Raw genomic sequence first — 25,221 nt, forward strand, 5'->3', positions numbered from 1 at the left:
TCCTTTCTCTGACAGTTTATTCTGCCATTAGTACTCCGTTCTCTTCTGCCACTTTCCAATTACTGTTATCCCACATATCATCATGAACCGAATACCATTTTCCTGGTAAAAATGTATTGCCATTATTCACCTCTGTATCCCACTCATATGACAGTAATACATACTGCTCATGGGACGTCTTCTCACTGGAGTCTATCTTCTTTCCGGTAAATGGATTAACTGGATTATCTATAATCCCTTCCAATGCCATACTTGGAACATCCGCATTTGTCATAAACTCTTTTGAAACAGCAAACTCCTCTCCGCCAAAATCTTTCACCATTAATATAGGATTAAACAGACTCTTGTCTTGTCCATCCTCCAGTAAAAATTCATTCGCATGATCCAGATTCTGTCCATGGTCAGATGTCAGTATAATTCTCGTATTATCATATACATCATTTTCCCGTAAATAGTCGAACCATTCTCCCAGCCTGAGTATTGCGGCCATATTCGCATGATAATGAGTCATCTGCCAGTCTGTTCCCATATCCAGGGTAACACCGTCAACAGTAAACCTCTCTTGGTTTGCCGCGTCATACTCTGTATTGTCTACCTGTTCCTGCGGTATATAGCCCGGTGTCTGCAGAAGTATTGGTTCATGAGTTGTATCATTTGTCATAAGTAAAAATTTATCTGCCCTCGTATTTTCCACTCTTGTCATTTCAGAAAGATTATCCAGAACATTATACGCATCCATAAAAACCGAATATAATCCTTCTGCTGTAGCAATTCCAGTTATTGTTTGTCCCACATAAAGCCCGTCTGCCTCCAAACCATCATTACTCTGATTATAATTTCCCTCATCATAGACCATCTGCTGAAAACAAAGTGGTATCACTTTCATAATACTATAGCAGAAAAATCTTCTCTTACTATTTTCCACCTTGTATTCTTTCGTTGACTGATCTGAAAACTTCCCTTTTGTAATATAGCTTTTAATATCCGGATAATCATCATAAATACTCAAGTCCGGAATCCATTGATAATTTGCATATGTGGGGTCGCACACCGTAACGTCAAAATCATTCTCATCAAATAATACCGGCATCACTTTTAACGCTTCGTTTTGTTTTGAAGCCAGAGATTCATTACTTCTTTTATTCATTTCCATTGGAGTATATTCATATCCGCCCATCAATGCCGGCGCCCCAAAGTTCGTAAATCCACCAAATGATATTGTATTCGGATAATAAGTAAATCCCGCAAATTTCTCCTGAAGTTCCGGTTTTTCATTAAAAATATACGGCACGTATTCACCCACTGCCCTATCCAGCATAAATACAACAACATTCTTTCCATTTTTACTCAAACTAATTTCCGGTATTTCACCATTTGCAGCAGCCTGTTCTTTTATGCTTTCCATTGCGGAATCTATATGAACCATATTCATCACACTCATTCCGCCAACCGCAAGTGCTGCAATCACCAGCATATTCAAAACCATTCTCTTCACGCGTACTGCCATAAAGCAAAACAATACAATTACAAGCGTCATAACTGCTGCATTCCATATTTGTGCTTTGAAGCCAAAGCCAAGCCCCTGTTCATATTTTAATTCCGAGTTCAGAATCCCCAAGTTCTTTCCAAAAAACATATAGTTTACAACCGAGATTCCGGCAATAATCCAAATCCCCCGTTCAAACAGAACCTTTACCTCTGGCTTTGCCAACCAGTAAAAAACCCCCGCCCAGATAACAAAAACTCCTATGGCAAAGCAAAGTGCACTGACAACGAACCAAAGTGGATTATAATAATAATTAACATCAATAAATTCCTGCGGCGATGCCTGAATAACAGCTGAGGGAATCAAAAGTCCCGTCAATACTGACATAAAACATCCCCCTGCAAAAAATACACTTCGGTTCGGCTTCCCAATATTGATTTTAAACCTGCCTTGTACCTTATCCTTGGCAGCTGTATAAAGAATCGGAATCTGCAGAAGCACACTACAAATTATAAAGAATAATGTTCTCTTCACCGTCGGCATATGATAGAAAAAAAGACCATATACCAGCACACAGACTCCTGTAATTGAAAACATAACACTTAGTATTTTGGCTGGATTCTTTATTTTATAAAAAATCGTCTTTATTAAAGAAAACAAATTATTTAATGTCCAGTAGAATACAAGCCCTGACGGAGATGTATACAAAAATACCAGAAAAAAGACTGCCATTCCATACAGCTGTATCTTCTGTTTCATAGAGCTGCCTTTTGTAAAAATTACACAAGAGACCATATTCACTGCTGTCATAATAATCGGCAGAATATTGATTGTCACCCCTCCTATAACCAGCAGGCCGTCTGGACTTGCCAAATCAGAAATCGCCCCGAAGGATACCCCCTCTAAAAGCTGAAGCTCTGACAGAAACCGATATGCAGCAATAAAGAATGGAATCTCTAGAAACAGAGAGACTGCCCCTTTTAAAACATATGTGGGCTTATAATCATTCTGCCGGTAATATGTCTGAAGCATCATCATACGTTCATCGCCTTTGAACGTTTTCTTGATATGCGCCACACCATCACGGAGCCTCATTTCCATATCCCGCTCTTCTTCCTGCATAGCATCTGCACGTTTATATAGTGGAAGAACCAGAAAATTCATAACCAGGCTCAGAACAATAATTGACAAGCCGGGATTCTCAATCACACGGTTTGCAATCATATAAATCATTTCAAATACCAGCTGGAGTGGTTTGAATAGTAGTGTATCTAATATCGCCCCAATTGACATGCTATTTTACCTCCTCTGCCGCTGCAAGCTGCTCATATTTATTCATCAGATAATCCACTGCACGTACTGCCGCTTCTCCCCTGTGCTCCCATGTTTCTTGGATTACTTCCCTGCGTCCAAGCGCATACTTTTCATCAGAAATACAATCATCTATCATTTCCTTCAGGGAATCCAGATTATCTTCATTCAATTCCTTTCCAATACGCGGCAATGCCGTAAAAGTCCAGTATGGCGTCTTCAGCCACCATGCATCATATGGTCCCTTATCGAACTTTGTATCTGTATAAATCACCGGTTTTTCATGAACAAGCGCAAAATCAAAAACAACACCTGAAAAATCAGAAATTAAAATATCAGAACGTTTCAGCACTTCATAATTATCATTATCGCAGTTCCATTCAATCTGTTCGGAATCTGGGTATTGTTTCATCAGCTTATCCATCAAATCCTTTTCCGCCGTAAATGACTGTGGATGCGGACGGATAATGATGTGATACCCTGTATCTATAAGAATATCAATGATCCTTCCGCCAAATTTTGATAAAATCGCGCTTTTTCCCCATGATGGCGCCAGAAGCACCGTCCGTTCATAATTCTTTGACTGTATGTTCTTTTCCTTATCAGCCTGCAGTCTCGCATACATTTCGTCCATATAAGGAATACCGATCTTTACCAGTTCCTTAGCTGGAAGATTCCGGATACCTTCCAGATATCTTGTATCCTTCACCTGATACTCTCCGGATAACATCAAAGCATCATAATAATCCAGCCCAAACATGCGGTATCCTGCTACTTCGTTTGCAGCATGCAGCATGTGAACATAATACTGAACTTTCTTTGAACGTTTCCACTGGTAGACATCCAGCCCGGGTGTTGTTGAAAGCACAATCGTTGCGTTCAGAAAATTTAACTTTGCAAAAGCCTTGTTATTTTCTCCGATAAATTCCGCTTTGATATGTTCATACGAATTCTCCAATGCCGGATCATCTAAAGAAGCTGTCATATAAACAATATCTGCGCCGCGTCTGTCGAACTCACGACAGATTGGTTCAAATACTGACCAATATCTTTTGTCATCAGAAAAAATTACAATGGGAATCTTCGTTGCGCCTGCCTCCACTTTCTGTCCGCCGCCGCTTAACAGAAAACGAATTTTCACAAGCCAATCCTTTAACAGATAATTCGCCGCGCCAATGAGCCCAATCAGTATTGCAAAAAGCATACTTCCGGTTCCCGGGTCAATATAAAGTGCCATCTTCTCTTCTCCTTTGTTTCCTCACTGTAACAGCCATACTCTGTTACTAATCTCATCACTTACTTACTCACATATTCATATTTTGGATTATTTCTTTGCCAGTTCCCGCTGGTCAGCCCCATATCCTGTCAATTCCCTGCCCCTCTGTCAAAAAGAGTGTGCTGTATACTGTATATTTTTATAGATTACTCTTAAATATACTCCAAGCACACTCTTTTTCTTTTATTAACAATCTGGTCTTATATCAGCGCTAAAAACCATCTTATCTCTAAAATAATTAACTTTTTGCCGCTTTATAAGCTCTTATTGAAATGTAGTCTGAGATGAATAGTTAATAGCAATATAACTTTTACCTCTGTTTACTCTGATTTCATCACCATTTTCATCCCGGAATATCAACGGCGATTTTTCTCCCATACCGCCTTCTTTTGCCCAAGTGATCTTCTGAACGCCTCCGTTAGAAACATAATATCCGGTAAAACCAGGTCCCCCCATACATTCTACATCTTTATGACCGACCGCATCCCGCACAGTAATGGCTGTTTCCAGTACAAATACATTTGTAAATGCAAGCTGCTCCTGAGTATTTCCGTCTATCTGAGGTGTTCCATTAATCTGTTTCAGATATACTTTCTTCTCTGCGTCATATGTAAATGTAGAACTTTGTGCACCAAAATTAATATCTACCTTTGTACAATCTTTTCCTTCTGGTTTCACTTGTTCATTCAAACCATTAAACTTAAAAGCAGTCCTCTTCTTATCATCTGCCAGCTCCAGTCTTTTTCCCTGTGACTGAACTACATTTGCAAATGCAGTTCCCTCAAAATAAGCTGTATGCTCCAGAGCATATCCGGCATTAAGCCTTGACTGATCTCTTGCAAACAATCCATTGCCATCATACATTCCATCAAACTGATCCAGATTCAGACTGGCCAGATAATCAGCTACAGAGTCATCAATTCCCCAGTTCACATAAAATGCGTCAAACCCCTGCGAAAATACCGGGAAATAATAGCGGCAGCTTCTTACCGCACACACTCTCGGTACCTGCGTATAATCCGCATACATCGCCATGAATCTGGTTGCATCACCCTCTACCGGCATTTCAAAAATAATATCAGCCTCCTGAACACCGTACTGCGGCATCGCATCTGGAACATTGTTTACCATAACTGCAACAGGGCGCTTTCCTATTGCCCCCTCCGATAAATCTCCAATTCCTGTTAAAAGATTCTGATTAGCCGGCATCTCTTCCTCTGGCTCTTCCGGCTCTTCTTCAACCTCTTTCACAACCTTTTTCTCCGGCTCTTTTGGTTCCTCAACAACCTCTTTTTTCTTACAGCCTGTAACTCCCAGTGCCAGAATCGCTGCCAATAAAAGAACTACTCTCATTTTTTTCATTTGCTTTTTCCTCTTCTCTTTCTTAAAAATTATTGTATACAAATGATACGTTTGCTCCATCTGCTTCCATAAATCCCCATGCCAACACAAGAAGAACTATCACGAGAAGCAGATACTGACCTACAGCGCTACTCTTTAATTTCAGCATAATGCTTTGAAATCTGCTCATCCACATACAACCACCCTTTCCATCCGAGATGCATGACATCTAACATAAAGTATGGTTCATATTCATACTCGGATAATCTCAGAACCTCTGCGCCCTGTACTTTTGCCCTCTTTTCCACTTCATCGTACAGACCGTTTCTTCGTTCCCCGTCCATGCCTACATAATCATAATACAGACCATTGGTATTCATAATAATGACATATGGCCGGACACCATTCTCTCTACAGATTTGAAGAAACATTTCAAAATCCTGCATTTCCTTAGAATTCAATGTTGTCTCTGCTTCAGCATCTCTTAACGTATCAATTGTGTCCCGCAGATAAGTGTCATAGTATTCATCCGCCACATAATATTCATTGTTTGTACAAAATGCCGCACCCTCTGCCTTCGCATCCTGCATTGATTTATCCCAGTCCAGATCCAGAACATCAGGTTCCCTTGCATCACCTGATGTTTTCTTAAGCAGTTGATATGTATCCCACTTGTCTTTGATTTCCAGTGTTTTTTCACGCAGATTATAATACGGACTCAGAACTGTAAATGCTGCATTTGCAAATATCGAATCCCGTGAATGCAGCCATGCATAGACCTTGATATCATCATATCCTTCAACCTCTTTCAGAAGCTCACTTGTTCTGCTGCAAATATAATTCTTACTTTCTTCACTCAGCCTGTCATTCTTCATACACTGATAAAACTGATATTCTGAGAAATTCGCCGCAAATCCATTTGTATCAATATCGTCCCCATAGAACCATTGCAATGAAACAACAATCCCCAATTTTTTTGCGCCTTCCAATGCCGGAGTTCCTGCTTTCATTGAATGAAGAAGACTTTGTACATATGCCTGTCCAACAATTGTCAGATCATCATTCAGAGTTGTATTTGGGAACATATTAACCGGATTCTGCCCCACCCAGGAATTCAGCTCTGAAGATCCCATTAAAATCACATTGCCGTTCTCTGCGCTTTTTTCCAGAATCAACTGACCTTTATCTTTTGAATAATCATCATATTGCAGATTGATTGGTTTCGTATACGCCGATACATTATATATTTTATCAATCTGATTATCCAGCCATGATTCAAATATCATCGCGGCAGCAATTACTGTAGCAATCGCTGCTGTCACAACGATCAGCTTTTTCATTACTCTTTTTTTCACAGGTTAGCCCACCTTTTTCTCCAGAAAATCAATAAAATGATTCACTGTACTGATATCCTCACGTTCCATATCTGTAGGCTGAAGCTTAATTCCTGTTCTTTCTTCTAATTCAACCAGCACAACAACCGCCGCCAGTGAATCAATCAGTCCCGCCTCAAACAAGTCAAGATCCAGATCTTCTCTCACTTCATCTGTTTCACATGCCGCCTCCATAATATCCAGCGCCAGTTCTTTTAGATTTTCCATGTCAATTTCCTCCCATATTTCCAATTAATTAAAAAGAAAATAAATATCCTGAAAACAACAACATACCAAATGCAATCACCTGAAAGCACACAACTCTGCTGACAAAATCATAGCATTTCATCTGCTTAAACTTCCGGTATGTTTTGCTCTTCAAATAAATATCCGTTACGACAAGCGCCGCCCCCTCATAAAGTCCATACACGATATAAAACAAATATGGACCGTGCCAGATTCCCATCACAAGCATTGTAACCATATTTCCAACACGAGACGCCGTCTTACGGCTCTTAAATACTTTGTTTCTCAATGTATTCAGAACAAATCTTTTATATATATAATCCCCAAACCACTGCGACAGGGAGATATGCCATCTTTCCCAAAATTCCTTCATATTATGTGCCAGAAACGGCATATTAAAGTTCTCTCCCACTTTAATACCCAGAATATAACTCGTTCCAATTGCAAAATGTGAATATCCCGCAAAGTCAAAGAACAGATATAATGTATAAGCATACATGTACACAATCGTACTCCAGATCGTATGTTCCTCTGGAAGCGGTGTCATAACATATTGATTAATCATGAACGCCAGTCCGAACTTATAGATCATTCCTTTCCCAATTCTTCCCAGACCAAACATCAGATAATTCTCAATGTAATCGTTTTGCGGAACCACCTTATTCAGATCCTGTAAAAATCTGTGATACCGGTCAATCGGTCCTGAACTTAACGTAGGAAAAAAAGTCACAAAATATATCGTATCCAGAAACTTCAACTCTTCTATATGTTCATCATGCATCTCTACGACCAACTGCCAGATTCGGAAGCTTATATAAGAAATCCCTGCAAATCCAAGCATATTAAATGGTGTGTATACACATAATTTGATCACAATAATAGGCACCATAGACAATGCAAGCACAATATAATACAGCCAGTTTGCTTTCACCTTCTTCCGCAGATAGTAAAATCCATATAAAAGAATAAATTCGCATACAATAAATACAACAAACTGAAGCATCTGCAAGCTTTTTAATCCAAACAGAAAAATCAACATAGGAATATTCAGCAAGATTCCATAATACTTAATCCTCTTTCCAGACAGATTCATAATTACTGCTGGAATCAAAAGAAGTGAGAACATCACAACACTGAATATACTTCCATATTGTGAAAAAATCATTACAAATAATCCTCCGCTAATTTTTTTCTGTCAATCTTACCGTTGATGTTCATCGGGAACTTCTCCAAGATGACAATCTTTCTCGGAATCATATAAGATGGAATCTTCTCTTTCAATTCTTTCTTAATTGCAATTCCTGTTTTCAAATCTGACAGCTCTGATTTGTAATTCAATACTACAAAAGCTGTAAGATAAGCAACCCTTCCCTCTTTATACACAGGCAATACTACACTGTTATTAACAATATCCAAAAGATTCAGATTAGAACTAATGTCATTCAGTTCGATTCGGAATCCATTCAGCTTAATCTGTGTATCCTTACGTGTAATATAGTACAGCAGACCATTTTCCTCAAATACAAGATCACCTGTCCGATATCCCATCCGTCCATCTTCTGCTTTAAAAAACGCTTTGGCAGTCTGCTCCGGATTTTTAAAATATCCCTTACTGATGCTGTCGCTTACAACAACAAGCTCCCCGGACTCACCAACAGCAACCGGATGATTTTTGTCATCTTGGATTTCATAATATCCGTCATCCAGAATCATGCCAATAGGCAGACTTTTCTCATTTGCAAGCATCTCTTCCGTAATCTCACAAGCACTCAACAGTACAGTTCCCTCCGTCGGTCCGTATCCATTGATTACTTTCGCCCCGCTAAACTTTTTATGTAATACCGATACCAGCTTTTTAGTCAGAACTTCTCCTGCCAGAATAATATTTTCCAATTCCGGCAGCATCTTTTCATCAAAACTGTCATCAAAACTGCAGATTTCCAAAAATGCCGGAGTTGATACCCATGCCGCAATATGACTTTCCTTCAAATAACGAAACAACAGCCTTGTATTATCCAGCATCTCCTTATCAATGCTAAATAAGGTCTTACCCATGGCAAGATAAATATACAGCGGAATCACAGATACATCAAAAGAATATGACACCTGATTCAGCACAACCTGCTTATCTGCTGATAACTCACACGCTTTTGCAAACCATGATGTAAAATTCACAATATTCTTCTTACTAATCTGTACCCCTTTCGGTTTACCCGTACTTCCCGAAGTAAAAAGAATATAACAATTATCCTCACCCTGAACATAATCCTGTTCCGGTATGATAGTCCCCTCAGGGTTTCCCTGCAGCAAACTCAGCAGCTCCCTTTTTCCAATCTCCCGGCACTCTTCCGGTAAATTCACCGTTTCCCCGGAAAAATTAAATAACAATTCATTTTCCACATCCTGCATAATCGTCTCTACACGATTAGCGGGAAATGTAATATCAAGCGGCACATACGCCCGCCCGGACTTCAATGCCGCTAACATCAAAACAGTAATCTCAATATCTTTATTCCCATATATCACAATCGGAGCCTTCGTCTGACAATGCTGTTTAAAATACTCTGCCATAATCTCTGACTGCTTCCATAGCTCTTGAAAAGATATATCCCTCTCTCTGTGAATCAATGCAGTTACATCACTGTCTGAGCGCTTTTTAAGCTCGTCCAGAATCCACATGTTCTCATTCCTCCAATAATTCATCTTCATACGTGTATATCAGATATATTTTAGCACTCAGATAAATTTGTGTCAATGAATCCATTGCCGGCAAACAAAGAAATGATGATGATCGGTTGCTGTTCACACGACACCTTGCACTTCATTACAATAAAAAGGAACTGCTACGTAAAAAAAATCAACGTAACAGTTCCTTTTTATTTACTTCCCTATATCCTGATTTCCTTAACAGGAGCATATCTCATAGCTCCCCTTAGCAGATTGGAAAACGAACTCTTTTCTGTATCTTTCCTTTTTTGACTGCCGTCCACCATTAAACTTTTTCATCGACCTTCCTCTTTTTTCTGAGTAATATTCCTTCACCCTAAACAGGACTTACATCTTGAGTTTTCTTAAAAACAAATAATCTTTGTCCCAAATAGTTCAAAACAACAAAAAATCCCATTCCAAACAACATCGAAACATTACCCTGGATTTTCTCATCAAAGCCGCTTAAAACAAAAGAAACCAACGGCTTCGCCATTCCATAAGCCAATAAATAACACACCGTAATATTCAAAACAAACTTGCTTATCTGCTTCCATGATTTTTCTTTACTCTGAAATGTAAAATACTTGTTCAGGAAATAACTGACTATACTTCCCACCACATAGTTAGATGCAGAAGAGATCCAGTAACTCAAAGAAAAAACATTGTAAAAAACAAACATAACCCCTGTTCCTACCATCGTATTAATAACGCCGACAATTAAAAACTTAACCGTTGTGATATCAATATATTTTCTTATTTTATCTACCATTATCCAACTTTTACCGCCTTTTCACATATTTTGATTCTGTATTATCTCTGTGATAATATATACCGGTCTTCGCTTTACTTCCTCATAAATTTTAGCAATATAATACCCCACGATTCCAAGGCTCATCATAATTACACTTCCTATAATCAATAGCAGCAATATTACAGTTGTAAACCCTTGTACTGCATGTCCTATAAAATATTTTACCAATGTCTGTATTCCAAGAATGACTGCTCCTATAAAGGTCAGTCCTCCGGCTATCGTAACTAATTGCATAGGAGCTGTAGAAAATGCCGCTATGTTCTTCACTGCATACTTTACCAATGACCACTTTGACCACTTTGATTCTCCTACCACTCTTTCCTGTACATCAAATTCTATCTCTGTCTTTTTAAATCCCACCCATGCTGAAAGGCCTCTGAAGAACATATTTCTTTCCGGCATACATAGAATACTCTTTACTGCTTTTTTATCCAGAAGTTTAAAATCAGAAGCTCTGGACATATCAATTTTCGTTGCCCTTGTCATCATACCATAGAAAATTTTTGCTCCAGCTTTATAAACCGGATTTTCTTTTCCCCTGCTTCTCTTTACACCTTCTACAACTTCATATCCATTCTGCCAAAGTTTATACATTTCTATTAAAACCTGTGGTGGATGCTGCAAATCACAGTCCATAACCACAGCGGCATCTCCTTGTGCATTAGCGAGTCCTGCAAGTATTGCAGCTTCCTTCCCGAAATTTCTGGAAAAATCAACACCTTTTACTACTATTTCGTTTGTTTTCTCTTTTTTAGCTGTTTCCACTACTTTACGGATTTCACTCCATGTGTCATCTTTTGATCCATCGTTTACAAAAACTAATTCAAATGGAATCTCCTCTTTAGTTAAAATTTCTTTTATTGCATGATAAGCCCTTACAACATTTGTATTTTCATTATAAGCCGGTAATACAATTGATAACATTTCCTCTTTACTCCTATGTATTTTTACTGCTCTTTCTCAAAATCATATAAGTCATTATACAGAAAACGGAAATCAACATTCCCGCTTTCTGTCCCGGGACATTATATTCCATTTCAATTACGCACTTGCCAGATGGAAGGTTTAATCCTATAAAAGAATCCAGTCCTTTAAAATATGATATATCTTTTCCGTTGACTTTAATCTCCCATCCTTTTTCATACGGAATCGTCAGCACTGCAGTTTCTCTGTCAGAACTTTCTTTTTCTAATACAACCCTGTTTTTCTCAACTTCTTTCGCCTCCAGTTGTCCTGCCTGAATTGCCTTAATAGAATTTTGAAACTCCTCCATCTCTAATGTTCCTGAGCAGATTCCATAATCCTCTTGATATTCTCCAGCGCCCACTTTTACCTCTACTGTTACTATATCGTCTTTTTTATACTCACCCATATATTCAATCTGATTATTATACCATGTATTAGTAGATACATATTGATCATTTACATAAACCTGCATTCCACTCTGTCCATTCGAAAAATATACATACAATGGACCAGTTTCATTTACTTGAAGTTTCCACTGTACATAATTCAAGGAATCTGTATTTACAGAAAGCACTTCTGCGGGAACATACAAATCTGTCTTTTTCCCTAAGATTTTTTCATAAAGAAGCTCCTGGTTATGCAGCGGGTTTTCTTCCCACTGAATAATATCCTGCCGGCCAGCCACAGAATACCCGATAGAAAGTGCATACGGATTTTTATATAGATTTTTTCCTTCCATAATATTTTCCTGAAAGAGCTCACATCCCGGCCAAGTCCGATCAGAATAAATATATTTCACTCCCATCAATGAATCCATTGCAAGAATAGGCATATAAGACACTACCGTCGTATCTCCTGTGTATCCGCATGCTTTCATCATCTCTGCAACTTTCACATTATTGGTAGAAGTATAACTTGATATAGAGCTATAACCAAATGCCATCCCTTCATTATTGCACTCTCCACCGCCGAGCATTCTTGAAAATGTTTTATCTATGCGGTAATAACCACCCTCTTGCTTTTTCACATCCGCAACAGACTCTTGCATACACCTATTATATTCACTGGACACTGATGCCTGAAAATTATGATCTTCAAATTCCATATTCATTTTTTGATAAAATTCTGTAACAGTGCAAACCAAAATGACAATATTGGCTAACAATAAAGCTTTCTTTCTGACGCATCCCAATACTGCTGCTCCTACCAATATTATTAACAATCCACTCAAATATGCTTTTCCCCTGATTAAATATGGCTTTACATAATCTAGTAATATCAATATGCTTATGAGAATGCAAACTGCCTTCTGAATTTCTATGCTATAAATCTCACCAATTTCTTTTATACAAAGCGCCGCAACAACTATCATAAAAAAAGAAAATATAAACGCATATCTATAAGTATGTGAAGATGGTATCTTAAAAAGAGTAAATGCATAATTTAATGGTCTAAAGTTGAATACAAGCATTAATCCGCCAAGAAAAACTCCTCCCAGATATTTCTTCTTATAATTAATTTTCTTTGACACAAAAAAAAGTACTGCAAAAGCCAATACAAAACTTCCTATAAAAATCGGCGGACTTCCCTCGCTCCAAGTAAGCTTATCAGGCTCCAGAAAAAAATCTCTAAATCCATCCAAAACAGAAAAACCAAATTGAGGTATGAAAATAGAGGTATCAAATTTTTCACCATCATTCACCATATGCAATGTCTGTGGTAAGAACAAGAAAAAAGTGCTTCCAACTGCCAGCAAAGAGATGGCTGCAAATCCTAATACTAACTTTAGAAACTCTTTTAATATATGAAGCATTCTAATTACAAAACTACGATATATAAATTCGAATAAAAAATAAAGGACAGCAAAAAGGCACAGCATATAACCTATATACCAATTACTAAAAACAGCATAAAATAATGAAACAAAATAAAGAACAGACCGCTTTTCCCATATATATGTATAAATTCCCAAAGCTAAAAAAGGCAGTACTATTACTCCATCAAGCCACATAACATTACTGCACTGCAATATATTATATCCCATCAAACCATAACTTACAGCAATAATACAATTATAAAATGAATCCAATTGAAATCTCTTTTCAAGGTATATATATGCTGCCAGACTACAAAGAGCCAGTTTTAATGAAACCAGCAACGTAAGAAATTCCGCTATATATTCCGGCTTAACAAAAAAACATAACAAATTGAGCGGTGATGCAAGATAATATGCAACCAATGAAACACTATTTCCACCCTGTCCCATATAAAAAGAATATGTAAAGCTATCTTCTCCATGCAAAACATTACGAAACCACATAAAAAAATCCAAATATTGATATTGCATATCATTATATACAAGTGTCCGGTCTCCAAATGGATAAATTCCCTGTTTCCAAAACACCATACAGATAATTGTCAATACAATCCCTATACTTATTATGCCATATAAAATTTTTCCACTTTGTTTTAATGAAATCTTTTTTTCCATTCTTATTCTCCTAATTGTATCAATACACAGGCATTTAATAAATACTAATCCCCTATTGATTTCCCCTCTTTATATAATTTTTCTTGAACATTATAAAGCATCACTGGTCAAAACACAATGATTTAGCCCAAGATATATTTTTATGTCAGTAACATATGTCAGTAACAGTTCAGCCTTTCGGCTGCACTGTTACTGAATCCACCCTATTTTAAATTCACCTGCGGTGAAAGGGCGGATTCTGTTTTCCCATCATACATTTTTACAGAGTTTGCAGCAAGTGCAAACTCCTATACTGAACTGTTACTTCTATCAGTCAAAAGGTCATGGGAAGTAAATAAAACGGAACTGTCACGCCAAAATTTGATCAACGTAACAGCTCCGTTTTATTTACTTCCCCATATCTTGATTTCCTTAGCCGGGGCATATCTCACAGCTCCCCTTTGGAGATTTGAAAACGAACTCTTTTCTGTGTCTTTTAAAGCGTGAACAGAAAATTTCGGTTCCTTTTTGGACTTCCGTCCAACATTAAACTTTTTCATCGACCTTCCTCCACCTGAAATAGTGCTTGCACTTTAAATTCGTATAATAAACCAAACCTACCTATCTCATTATAATTATCTTTCCATTTTTTTTCAATAGAAATATATGAATTTCTTAATATTTCGCAACAGTTCAGCCATGCACAAATCTGCAAAAACGAATTGGTAAGCTTATTCGAGCTGTTATGGCTGAACTGTTACATATATTTCAGTAACAGTTCGCCCATTTATGAACAAAAACAGCTGTAAAACAGCGAAAATCACCGTAGATGCAGTTCTACGAATGCGTTGTTACACTGTAATCGGAGCACCCTATGGCTGCTCCGGTTACTTATTCAGTCCTTAAACAATATGATTTATATATTCCTTGACAATTTTATTATATGATTGAAAGAATAAATCGATACTGTTATCTTTTCCCTTTTCTTTTGCAGCAAAGTCTCTATAAAGAGTTAATATTTCTTCTCTTCTACGTTTCTTTTCCGAATCCTTTCCTATTTTTTTTAAATGGTCAGCTGCTTTTTCATAACATTTTTGAAAATACTCTTTCTCCGCTTTTATTATCCCTAAATTACCAAAAAAATCATCTGCATGGAGACCTTCTTCCGTATTATTTTTCTCAGGCTCTTCATCTGGTCCTTTTATCCTCGAAACAATTTGATCACTAAACCTTTTTACTTTTTCCCATAAATCATTTAAATAAGTACTTGCTTCCTTATTGTTCCCATTCATGTAGTCTTCCAATAAAACAGCCTCTAGATTACCACAATCTTTTCTCCATCTTTTATAATCATTTTCAGTTAAAACAGTTACGACCATAGCAATACGATTAATAAGCTCTACTGTAATAGTATCTTTATCCGGCACTTCTCCCTCTGATGTAACAAATGCTTCCAAATAATCATAAACAGAATTCTCTAAAAGCATAATCCCACTCATGTCTGCAACTACTTCTTTCATAATCCTCTTCATAGATTCCAAAAATTTTTGCACTTCATCATCGGCGCCCGCCATCATATTGTCAACCTGTCTCTGAACATCCTGCTGGATCTTTATAATTTCTACCATAATAGAATCCATCTTAGGATTTGCTCTGATATTCGATGCAAGCTCATGCGGCAATTCATTTATAATATTTTTTAACTCCCAATCCTTATCATACCAGATTTCTTTCTCCGTACGGATTAGATCTTTATAATAATATCGAAAGTGATACCATACCGCCTCAAGATTGCTTGCATTTTTCTTTTCCTTCATCAAAGCATCTATCTTTTTGTTGATAAATTCTTTCGTATTTTTTTTAGACCACCTGTAATACTTCTTAACATCCTCTGGAACATTCTCTGATATATCTATATTATAAAAAATTTCTGTAAATACTATTCCCAGTATCTTTTCCATACACCTGGAACGAAATACACGGCTTCTAATTCGATCATTCACATAATGACTCACCTCATGTGAAAGTATAATAAATAAAGACCTTGGAGTAAACATCATATGCCTGGAGATCATCACTTTGATTAAGCGGCTTTCAGGCAGTAATCCGAACTCAAAGCACTCTGTCTCCGGAACAGAATATGCAAGCGGTGACAAACAGTACCGATATTCATTTTGGGGATTATCATTTAAAAGATATGTCACCTCATGCATATATGCTATATATAAAAAACACAATTTAATTGGAATATCATCCAGAAATAAATCTTGGCTCTTATCTTCAAATACACTTTCACTGCTATGTCCTATTTGATGTAAAAGGATTTCCGTTATATCAATAAAGTCACGAAAAGCCTGTTCGATTTCTCCTATGATCTGATACTTTTTTTCATTATACAGTCTTACTTCTGCTTCTGCTTCAGATTTTTTTTGCCATTCTTCGTATGGAAGCCTATTAATACTCTCCAGATTCCTTAAATGTTGTTCCTTCTCTGTTTCCAGCTGTTTCTTTCCTTCTCCAAATAATTGTACAAACAATACCACCTGGGGATAAAAAATGTAAAAAATATTTTTATGATTTCCCTTTTTATATTGCTGCCTCATAATATGAATAATTCGGAGCAGCGATTGTGAGAATGCCAGCATTTTTTTATTCCGGTTATCTGAATATTTTTTCATATTATCCATTAAATCTAATTCAATACCCTGCAATTTCAGGACAGGATTTCTATCCCCGGGATTCTTTATTTCTAGTCTGTTCTTTATGCGCTTCTGTTCTTTCGCATATTCTGAATCTGTACTAATTCGTATTCTTCCTTCGTCATTGATATATCTTCTTTTCCCAAATAATACATTACAACTATGAACATAATCTCTATGAACTATTCCAGAAATTTTCTGAATGATCTGTTCCTCCCCTGAACTTTTATCATGGGCTAAAGCTATAATTAAATCTGCATTTCCCAGTGTATAAAACACTCTGCCTGTTTTATTTATCAACTCCTGCAGCTCTGCCCCCAGTTCAGTCTGATGATTAGTTTCATTTAAACATATTTCAATAAACAAAACATTTTCTTTTAGAAAAGACGTCCCAAAATTTTGTTGCTGGTTCTCCGTTTTTTCATCACTCAAAAGACTGATATATCTTTTAAAGTGGAACTCATCGCCTGAATCCCTGTTTCGGTCTTCCAAATTATCTATTACAGTTTCAAGCCAGAAATCTGCAAAATTAATGTTCCCATAAGATTTCGAAAGCTTCTTATCTCTATGACTTTTGACTTTATCTATAAAAATATATTCCAAACGTGAATTCCCGGTATCTGTTTCTTTTTTATAACAACATGTCATCATATCTATCCTTCGATATATACTTCTCTTAAATGTTGTATATTTTCTTTTCTTAAGGTTTCTTATCTTAATCATCATTCCTCATTCCCCCTTTACAGGTATTCTGGTATAATAATGTTAATATTTTTATTTGAACAAATCTGAAGATCTTTCAATTTATTCACAAAATCATAACATTCCATCAGACCTTTCACCGTTCCATTTCCATTATACTGCTCCCAATCCATCCATAATTCCAATGCTAACACTTCGTCTATATTCCAGTAATTACGATGCTCCAGACAATCTTTCCAGTTTCTATTCTGACAAATCATCTCCCAGTACCCTTTTGAAATACCATTCCCATAAAGACTTCTATAATACAAATAAAGATATATATATGAAATTATATCCATCTGATATTGCCCATACCTTCCCCATAAATCCAGAAATGCTTTTATACTGTTATGGGAATTATAATCAAACAAAGGCAGCATCACCTGTAATGTAAAAGAAATAATAGTCTTTTCCTTCTCTCTTTCCGATAAACCTTTATTCGATTGTTTACAAAAATTATTCTCCAGCTCTCGGATTAATTTTTCCAAAAGTCTGTCTAAAATATCTACCGTCTGAATCAATACATATTCCGATTCTAACCCTGATTTATATATGATATGCTTTGTCATTGCCTTTAATAAAGTATGTTCAGCCAATGTTCCTATCAAACAACTTTTCACATTCCTATTCGTTATACACCGACTTATAACCGCTGTCATATTTTCCCACTCGCTGATATTTGAATACTCCGTATGTTCAATCACTTCGCGAAGTAATAATGAATCATTTAAACGCGGAATACTCTCTGAAGAAAAGTCCCCTCTAATTTGAAGAATCTGCTGTCTGGAACGTTTTTCAATTAACTTTCGAATATATTTTCTCATAGAAATCCTTACCAGAAACCCTATACCCAAGCAAAAAAACACAAAAGAAAAAACAATAATTGCAAATAATGTTTTATATCTATATGTATCCTGACATTTATATGCCAAAGGACACAACAAGAGAAAAACGATTCCGACACCCACTGGCATAAAATGACCTATGGAAAAAATCACAATCCTTTTCAAGGTTATCCCATACTTGTAATTCCCGCTAATTTCAAGCAAAAAAACTACGATAGCAATCACGATTCCCCAAAACCCAGAATATAATTCAATCCATGTTGACGATCCTTGCTCTTGGCTTAAATGCATCTCTAAATGATTTCCGCCTAAGTCCGTATACGTAACTAATAATTCTTCTGCTTTGAGGACTTGTCCCCCGTCTTCATTATACAATGTAACTAAAAGCAAGCCGCCCACTAACAGCACTCCAAATAATATCCAAGAATATATCGTTGGAAATGCATAATATATTACTTTATTCCATATTTTTCTACATATTTTCTTTATTTTCATCTCTGCCCCATACTCCCTCAGTCTCTGTATATTTCTATCCTCTTCTTCAGAACTCAAAGCAGTCCGGTAAATTGTATCGCATTCATGACAATTCAAAAACGTCCACTGGACGTTTCCTTCGCATGCCTGGAAGCAAAAAATGGCAAAGTTCTCCTATCACCTGCCAGAAAACTTCACCTCATATTTATAATATCATTATTTTACATTTTTTTCTAGATATTTTTCTTGAGCTCAGGGTTGTTTCATGAACCTGTTTCATGAACTATTTTATAATCACTCCTGACTTTTCTTAAAAACAAATAATCTTTGTCCCAAATAGTTCAAAACAACAAAAAATCCCATTCCAAACAACATCAAAACATTACCTTGGATTTTCTCATTAAAGCCGCTTAAAACAAAGGAAACCAACGGCTTCGCCATTCCATAAGCCAATAAATAACACACCGTAATATTCAAAACAAACTTGCTTATCTGCTTCCATGATTTTCTTTACTCTGGAATGTAAAATACTTATTCAGGAAATAACTGACTATACTTCCCACCACATAGTTAGATATTTTCTTATTTTATCTACCATTATCCATCTTTTACCGCCTTATCAAATATATATTTATCCTTTATCGCTTATTTTGTGATCACGTTCCATCCTTAAAACATAAAACACTTCTCCCTCTCTGTATCCAAAACAACGCTTTGGATTTACACAGCGGAATTTATCTATTTCTTTATCCGCATATTCACCGTTTAAAAACCAGTCATCATCTTTCGATGAGGGAGAATATTTTTTGTATTTCAAACTTTCATCTCTAAAAACAGCGTTCCAATTCTCCAATTGTACAAATTTATCAAACGTTCGCAAACAATCTTCTATTTCCTCTTTTTCAAATTTATGTAGTCCATACCGCGATTCCATCTTTGAAAAATCCAATCGAGTTCCTGCATATTTGTCGCAAAGATACTCATCAATATCTATCTGATTTTTATCTTTAAGAGAATCTACTAAAAATTTTAATGTAACCGCTGATGGAAGCTCAAATTCCCTATTATCATTCTTCACAACCTGTAATTTTTTGTCCTGATATCTTTCCATTGGAAAAGAAACCAACAATGCTCCCGCCTCTGCTGCCTCTGCAATAGAAGACATCGTAACATCTATACCATCACACTTATATTGTGCTTCCACGTCCTGCAGCCAATCATCTTGCAAATCCCAGTATGGCGGTTCTTCTGTAGTACTGAGCAACAGACTCTTCAGCCGTGTTAATTTATCGCCACGTATTTTTCTCAGGTCATTCCATGTCTCAGTCTTTGTTATATTACAATTAAAAAACCCAGAATATTTATATATCTTTCCTTCATGTTCTTTGATATACTTTAAACACTTCATCACCGGAATTGCTGCTTCTGAAAATTCGTCCATACTTTCAAACTGTCCATCTATAGACAACTCGTTCATATAAACCTTCTCCATATTCACCCTCCGCATTTATCATATGTGCAACTGCCATTATAGTCCAAGCAAATCATCTAGATCTTTATCAAATTGATCGAAAAGCCCTTTTTCATGGTTTCCTACACTTCCATTCTCATCCAATCTAATAAGAACCGGTCTGCTCAAATAATTTTCATCCAGTTTCAAAAAGTACACTCCTACCTGTTCAACTGATATAACTTTTCTTTTCACATTCTTCCGCAAGCCATTAAAAAGATGATCACTATGCGTTTCCACGATAACCTGGAGTCCACGCGCTGACAAATAACAGAAAAACTCTAACAATTTTGACTGCGCTCCCGGATGCAGGTGTATTTCCGGATTTTCCACTATAAAAAGGCTTCCTTGTTTACAGGACAACGCTGCTGTAATTATATTGGCCACATAACTCACTCCTGTACCAACATGATGTGGCTTGGCTTCTCTACTGCCATTTATACTCTTGCGGTAAGAAACCTTTACTACTTCCGTTCCCGCAACCTGTTCTGATGTTACATAATATCCGGTAATGTAATTCAACCAAGAGTCCACCTGATTTCCCAGATTGGCACCCGTACCCGGAAATCGGAATGCAGGCTCTGCCAATTCGTTCATACGTTCCTGACTCAAATAATCAAAAGAATATTCTCCATGAATACCAATTCTATACTCATTTGTCAAATTCTGCTGATAAACATCTTCTACTCCTACTCTCTCTGCTGATAAGTAAACAAAATCCACATCATCAAGAACCTTATCTTTCTTAATCTCACATTTTCCATCTGTATTCAGACTGACCTTGCATATATCACCAGTTTCATTCTCAACTGTAATCTCAATCGCCTTAGAATTCGTAATTGTATTTCTTATATCCTGAATCAATCCCAAACGTACATATTTCCCATTTAAAGGATTCTGCCCCTTTTCTTTCTGCTGCAGCAAAAATAATATAGATTGAATCAATGAGGATTTCCCCGATGAATTCACTCCCGTTAACAATGTGAAATTTTTCAATAAAATTTCTTCATTATCAAAACATTTAAAGCCATTGATTTTAATTTTTTTGAGCATTGTTAATCTCCTTATATTTTCCAAATACCTTTCCAAATCTTATTTTCACGTTTGTTGAACTGTCCACTGAGTGCTGGAGACTCCGTAGATACTCTTCATCCAATAATAATTCATCTATACCTCTTGCCATTTCTCCATAACTAATATTACCATCATCAAACAATGCATAATAATAAAATAATGTTTCAAACAAAGTCATACTAATCGGTCTTTTCAACTTTCCTTTTGATGGAATACGAAATCCATCCTCTCCAAGACACTCATACGCCCTTTCCATCGTCTGATCAAACAGTCTTTCAAGATTCTGCAGTTGTTCGGAAGACATAACATTAAAAAACTGCATGCCCTCTCCTAAAAATTCTTCCATGTCACTGCGGTACTCTATCTTTTTCTTCTCTGAATCCAACATTTCCCCTGTGTATAAAAGATAAAAACAAAGCGCACGGAGTATAATATATTTATCTTTCATATGCTTTGTTGAAATCGCATTGCCTGTTGCATTTTTGAAACTATCCATTGCCGCTAAACGATTTAATAGATTAGTTGCATTTCCCTGATACAAAGCATTACGCATCTCCTGCTTGTTTAACGGAGTTCCTCCTCGATTAACTCTGTCAAAAATATCAAAGCGAACCCTGTCTTTTGTAGGATACTTTATAATCTGAATGACTAACTGCGTATCCTCTATCATCGTCACATATCTGGAATAGTGAATATTATTACTTAATTCCTGAAGATTCATCCCATTAACCTGCTTCAAAATCTTCAAATTTCTCAGTTTAAATTTATTATCCAAAAACTCAAAAAAAGTATTTAACCGCTGACGCCCGTCAACAACAATAAGTTTTCCATCTGCATTTTCTGCAAGATATATCAGCGGTAATGGAATCCCCATAATCACCGATTCAATAAGCTCTGACTTTTGCCGACTCCCCCACACATCCAATCTCTGAAAATCCGGATCTATACAGATTAAGTTACGATCATACTTTCTCTTCAATTCAAATATAGAATATTGTACTTGCTCGATTTTAATGCTCAGATTAGGATAATCTTCTTGACTCTCAATTTGTGATTCTTCCTTTTCAACCTCAACAGTATTGTAATCTTCTAAATCATTGATTTCTTCTGTTTTTTTATCTTCATACTTACACATAGGATTCCCTCTTTTATTCTAATAATACCTTTACTCTTACCTATGTATTATATCATAACATATCTTTGGTATTCTTAAAAGTACAACAGGTTTTCTCTATTACATTTCCACAGAACTCTTTCAAAAAATAACCGGGATATCTGATCCGAAAGCCATAAATTTCAGATCTCCAAGAGTAACTGTAATAGATATTGACAGTATTCGAAGTGTACTGACCGGAACCCAAAAAGAACTGCAAGTCTTGTCCAGCGGCAATACCTTTGCCAATCCAGATGAAACGTATGATCCATTAAACAGAAATCAGAAAGGCATTCCGCTTGAATTTAGAAATCTCCGGCAAAACGTCACTCTGGATACACTTCCTGAGGCTTGCCTTGAAATCATGCTCGATGTACGGGAAATAAATTCTTTCACACTTAACGGAATACTATTAATATCGTTCTGCCTCCAGTTCCATTCTGGCGTCATCATTCACTTGGTGTCCGTTAATGGTACAAGTAGAAGGTACGATGCCTTTCATCTGCTGGACAACGTGTCCCAGTTCATGACTTAGATGCCGCTCCTGCCCGGGACCGATATAGACGTCGGTTCCCTGTGTGTAAGCAAGTGCTTGAAGCTGTACAGGTTTTGAGGAATTATAGTGAATGCGTACATCATCAAAAGAGTAGCCGCTTTTATTTTCAAAATAGTTTTTCATTGGAGATGGAATGCCCGTTTTATTTTTTTCTTGATATTCATACATGATTGTCTCCTCCTTATGAGGTGAATTCCTTAACTTTTTTATATCTAATAACATTATACAATAAAGTAAAAATACACATTTCCCATATTCATATTTTTAATATTTCCGTCTCTTTTTTCTTATTCATTAACTACTGCAGTTCTTCTTTGCTTGGATATACAGCTTATCATTTGGCTCAATATTTTCAATAATATTTCAAAGGAACATTATGATTTCTGCAGCATTCCCTGATTAGCTTGCTTGTTGCACTGCAGAACATCACACAATATAACTGTTGAATAGATGCCTTCCGGCACCTGATTACTTCTCGTCTCGTTGAAATGATATTCTCTTAGAACGGGCATACCACCAAATTGCAGGTATCTTTGGAATTTTTATTTGTGAATAATATTATGATTTGCTAAACCGTTATTAGACGGATCTTTCACTCCGGCTTTAGCTTTCCGCCCATTTTGCCAAATGATCCACATGTGTGGCGATCTCCACCCATTTGTCCGGCTGAACCTTTCGTTCCAATGCCCTCAGTTCGATAATTGCGCCTTCAATTTGAGGATTTGCGCTGATTTCCGTTGGTGAAGCCATTTGAAAGACCTGTTGCATTCGTTCTTGTCTATATTCCAGTTGAGCTTCCTCTAGTAAAGTAGCCCCCTCTGCAGGTTTATACAGTTCAGATACGCCCCTGATTCCCCTTTCTACTATCAAATCCTTCCCTGTTTCCAGCGCACCCAACATATCCTCAAACATAATGTATGGTTTATCCTCCTCACCTTCCCTAGCGCCGCACTGCATAAAAAAATTCGTTTTTGAAAGATTATGTACTCTTTCTATGCCACTTCCTGTACTTTGCTTTCCTGACGAATCGGATGTCTCACTGCTGTCCAAAGTATTTTCCCTAATGCAACTTCTTATAATTTCAATAGCCCGTGCCCCATCCCCACCTAGCAGTTGGTATAAATTATACAACGATGTTCGCGACATAACGGGCAAAAAGGATTTTGCATACATTATTTTTATTTCCTTATTATTTATTTTTGCTATATTTTCATTAATAGCTCTTATAGCAGTGCCCGCATAATATTGAAAAAACAACTGTACAAATCCTTTAATATTGGGATTTTCTCTTGCAAACTTTTCTTCAATATCTTTATAGATTCTACTATGTACATCTCTTTGTATTGTGCTGTTCTGCGGATTAGGAATGGAACATCCAAATTTAGGGATGTTTTCTTCCAGAACCTTCTTTATGAATTCATCTATTTTTTCCATACGGACACCCATGCTTGCCTGTGGATGGGCCGTTCTCTCTCCCAGAGGATTCAATACAAATCCATGTTCGTTCAGTGTGCCTAAAATTTCTGTCCTATCCGCATTCTTATCATCTTTATAAATATTATCATGGAAAAACACAATATTTCTTACTATGGTCACAAGATCTGTATCCGGATTAACAGGATCTGTTACGTACTCTAAATCATTACCGTCACAGGTAACTCTAAAACCATTTTTTCTCAGAATTATATTCTCTTCAAAAGGGATAACTTTTTTCATACCTGATTTAATGATATTTGGCTCCCCTTCAACTGTTTGAAATTCCATGCCAACTTTCCTTTGAATAATTTGTTTCTCTTTTCTCCGTTCTTTCTTTGCATATTGATACATATTTATTTTGACCCCCTATATTTTCTGGCAAAATTTTAAAATAGTGTTTACATAATTTATAATAAAGCATGTTCATCACTTCTTGTTTTAAGTTTCGCATTTTACATTTTTTTGTCATACCTTTCCAGAGCTCTTGCTTAGCTTTTCTTCTATTCTCAATATACCTATTATATAGCATAAAAGAACACCAATCATTTTATAGACACTGTATAATAACCGCGGCGCTTCCATAGAACAAATCTGTCCTGTCTGTGCCCACCACTACTCCCCCACCCTTAAGTTGGCAACTTAAGGAAATTTTTGAAAAGGTATAAAATATAAAAATTTTACGTATTCAAAAAAGATTGGAA

19 protein-coding genes are annotated in these 25,221 nt (G+C 36.6%); all 19 read right to left on the reverse strand.

Features of this window, described 5'->3' with window-relative positions; translation table 11 throughout:
* Positions 1–16: 16 nt before the first annotated feature.
* Positions 17–2,779, reverse strand: a complete 2,763-nt coding sequence (yidC, locus tag NFS18_RS14000) for a membrane protein insertase YidC (protein ID WP_251391235.1) — start codon at positions 2,777–2,779, stop codon at positions 17–19.
* 1 nt (position 2,780) lies between these two features.
* Positions 2,781–4,034, reverse strand: coding sequence for a CDP-glycerol glycerophosphotransferase family protein (locus NFS18_RS14005; protein ID WP_251391237.1), 1,254 nt, complete (start codon positions 4,032–4,034; stop codon positions 2,781–2,783).
* A 303-nt stretch (positions 4,035–4,337) separates the two neighbouring features.
* Positions 4,338–5,435, reverse strand: a complete 1,098-nt coding sequence (locus NFS18_RS14010; RefSeq protein ID WP_251391244.1) for a DUF3048 domain-containing protein — start codon at positions 5,433–5,435, stop codon at positions 4,338–4,340.
* A gap of 128 nt (positions 5,436–5,563) precedes the next feature.
* On the reverse strand, positions 5,564–6,769 hold the full coding sequence (gene dltD, locus NFS18_RS14015; RefSeq protein WP_251391246.1) for a D-alanyl-lipoteichoic acid biosynthesis protein DltD: 1,206 nt from the start codon (positions 6,767–6,769) through the stop codon (positions 5,564–5,566).
* 3 nt (positions 6,770–6,772) lie between these two features.
* On the reverse strand, positions 6,773–7,015 hold the full coding sequence (gene dltC / locus NFS18_RS14020; protein WP_251391248.1) for a D-alanine--poly(phosphoribitol) ligase subunit DltC: 243 nt from the start codon (positions 7,013–7,015) through the stop codon (positions 6,773–6,775).
* A 28-nt stretch (positions 7,016–7,043) separates the two neighbouring features.
* Positions 7,044–8,198, reverse strand: coding sequence for a D-alanyl-lipoteichoic acid biosynthesis protein DltB (gene dltB / locus NFS18_RS14025; RefSeq protein ID WP_251391255.1), 1,155 nt, complete (start codon positions 8,196–8,198; stop codon positions 7,044–7,046).
* Complete coding sequence (gene dltA / locus NFS18_RS14030; RefSeq protein ID WP_251391257.1) at positions 8,198–9,712, reverse strand: D-alanine--poly(phosphoribitol) ligase subunit DltA; 1,515 nt, start codon at positions 9,710–9,712, stop codon at positions 8,198–8,200. The genes dltB and dltA overlap by 1 nt, the downstream gene beginning before the upstream one ends.
* 364 nt (positions 9,713–10,076) lie before the next feature.
* Positions 10,077–10,511 carry a GtrA family protein gene (locus NFS18_RS14035; RefSeq protein ID WP_251391259.1) on the reverse strand — a complete coding sequence of 145 codons (435 nt, stop codon included), beginning with the start codon at positions 10,509–10,511 and terminating at the stop codon, positions 10,077–10,079.
* Positions 10,512–10,532: 21 nt separating this feature from the next.
* Positions 10,533–11,477, reverse strand: coding sequence for a glycosyltransferase family 2 protein (locus NFS18_RS14040; RefSeq protein WP_251391261.1), 945 nt, complete (start codon positions 11,475–11,477; stop codon positions 10,533–10,535).
* A 13-nt stretch (positions 11,478–11,490) separates the two neighbouring features.
* Positions 11,491–14,010 (reverse strand): YfhO family protein, encoded by a 2,520-nt coding sequence (locus NFS18_RS14045; RefSeq protein ID WP_251391263.1) that lies wholly within the window; start codon positions 14,008–14,010, stop codon positions 11,491–11,493.
* A gap of 383 nt (positions 14,011–14,393) precedes the next feature.
* On the reverse strand, positions 14,394–14,549 hold the full coding sequence (locus NFS18_RS14050) for a hypothetical protein (RefSeq protein ID WP_251391265.1): 156 nt from the start codon (positions 14,547–14,549) through the stop codon (positions 14,394–14,396).
* Between the two features lie 342 nt (positions 14,550–14,891).
* A complete protein-coding gene (locus NFS18_RS14055; protein WP_251391266.1) occupies positions 14,892–17,414 on the reverse strand; it encodes a hypothetical protein in 2,523 nt (840 codons plus the stop codon).
* A gap of 14 nt (positions 17,415–17,428) precedes the next feature.
* Entirely contained in the window at positions 17,429–18,868 is a 1,440-nt protein-coding gene (locus NFS18_RS14060) for a hypothetical protein (protein WP_251391277.1), read from the reverse strand.
* Positions 18,869–19,045: 177 nt separating this feature from the next.
* Positions 19,046–19,216, reverse strand: a complete 171-nt coding sequence (locus NFS18_RS19760; RefSeq protein ID WP_334301866.1) for a hypothetical protein — start codon at positions 19,214–19,216, stop codon at positions 19,046–19,048.
* Between the two features lie 166 nt (positions 19,217–19,382).
* On the reverse strand, positions 19,383–20,243 hold the full coding sequence (locus NFS18_RS14065) for a hypothetical protein (RefSeq protein WP_251391279.1): 861 nt from the start codon (positions 20,241–20,243) through the stop codon (positions 19,383–19,385).
* 36 nt (positions 20,244–20,279) lie between these two features.
* Complete coding sequence (locus NFS18_RS14070; protein WP_251391280.1) at positions 20,280–21,314, reverse strand: DUF3696 domain-containing protein; 1,035 nt, start codon at positions 21,312–21,314, stop codon at positions 20,280–20,282.
* Positions 21,298–22,470 carry a DUF262 domain-containing protein gene (locus NFS18_RS14075; RefSeq protein WP_251391282.1) on the reverse strand — a complete coding sequence of 391 codons (1,173 nt, stop codon included), beginning with the start codon at positions 22,468–22,470 and terminating at the stop codon, positions 21,298–21,300. The genes NFS18_RS14070 and NFS18_RS14075 overlap by 17 nt, the downstream gene beginning before the upstream one ends.
* 430 nt (positions 22,471–22,900) lie before the next feature.
* A complete protein-coding gene (locus NFS18_RS14080) occupies positions 22,901–23,212 on the reverse strand; it encodes an eCIS core domain-containing protein (RefSeq protein WP_251391284.1) in 312 nt (103 codons plus the stop codon).
* 435 nt (positions 23,213–23,647) lie between these two features.
* The gene (locus NFS18_RS14085) at positions 23,648–24,478 is read right to left on the reverse strand and encodes a hypothetical protein (RefSeq protein WP_251391286.1); all 831 of its coding nucleotides are present in this window, start codon (positions 24,476–24,478) and stop codon (positions 23,648–23,650) included.
* Positions 24,479–25,221 lie beyond the last annotated feature (743 nt).

The organism is Mediterraneibacter agrestimuris, assembly GCF_943193195.1.
GTDB lineage: Bacteria > Bacillota > Clostridia > Lachnospirales > Lachnospiraceae > Schaedlerella > Schaedlerella agrestimuris.

Bases quoted from the DNA above. Each gene is read 5' to 3' on its own strand.
- yidC (WP_251391235.1), bottom strand. From the start codon at position 2,779: ATGTCAATTGGGGCGATATTAGATACACTACTATTCAAACCACTCCAG.
- NFS18_RS14005 (WP_251391237.1), bottom strand. From the start codon at position 4,034: ATGGCACTTTATATTGACCCGGGAACCGGAAGTATGCTTTTTGCAATA.
- NFS18_RS14010 (WP_251391244.1), bottom strand. From the start codon at position 5,435: ATGAAAAAAATGAGAGTAGTTCTTTTATTGGCAGCGATTCTGGCACTG.
- dltC (WP_251391248.1), bottom strand. From the start codon at position 7,015: ATGGAAAATCTAAAAGAACTGGCGCTGGATATTATGGAGGCGGCATGT.
- dltB (WP_251391255.1), bottom strand. From the start codon at position 8,198: ATGATTTTTTCACAATATGGAAGTATATTCAGTGTTGTGATGTTCTCA.
- dltA (WP_251391257.1), bottom strand. From the start codon at position 9,712: ATGTGGATTCTGGACGAGCTTAAAAAGCGCTCAGACAGTGATGTAACT.
- NFS18_RS14035 (WP_251391259.1), bottom strand. From the start codon at position 10,511: ATGGTAGATAAAATAAGAAAATATATTGATATCACAACGGTTAAGTTT.
- NFS18_RS14040 (WP_251391261.1), bottom strand. From the start codon at position 11,477: ATGTTATCAATTGTATTACCGGCTTATAATGAAAATACAAATGTTGTA.
- NFS18_RS14045 (WP_251391263.1), bottom strand. From the start codon at position 14,010: ATGGAAAAAAAGATTTCATTAAAACAAAGTGGAAAAATTTTATATGGC.
- NFS18_RS14050 (WP_251391265.1), bottom strand. From the start codon at position 14,549: ATGAAAAAGTTTAATGTTGGACGGAAGTCCAAAAAGGAACCGAAATTT.
- NFS18_RS14055 (WP_251391266.1), bottom strand. From the start codon at position 17,414: ATGATGATTAAGATAAGAAACCTTAAGAAAAGAAAATATACAACATTT.
- NFS18_RS14065 (WP_251391279.1), bottom strand. From the start codon at position 20,243: ATGGAGAAGGTTTATATGAACGAGTTGTCTATAGATGGACAGTTTGAA.
- NFS18_RS14070 (WP_251391280.1), bottom strand. From the start codon at position 21,314: ATGCTCAAAAAAATTAAAATCAATGGCTTTAAATGTTTTGATAATGAA.
- NFS18_RS14075 (WP_251391282.1), bottom strand. From the start codon at position 22,470: ATGTGTAAGTATGAAGATAAAAAAACAGAAGAAATCAATGATTTAGAA.
- NFS18_RS14080 (WP_251391284.1), bottom strand. From the start codon at position 23,212: ATGTATGAATATCAAGAAAAAAATAAAACGGGCATTCCATCTCCAATG.
- NFS18_RS14085 (WP_251391286.1), bottom strand. From the start codon at position 24,478: ATGGAAAAAATAGATGAATTCATAAAGAAGGTTCTGGAAGAAAACATC.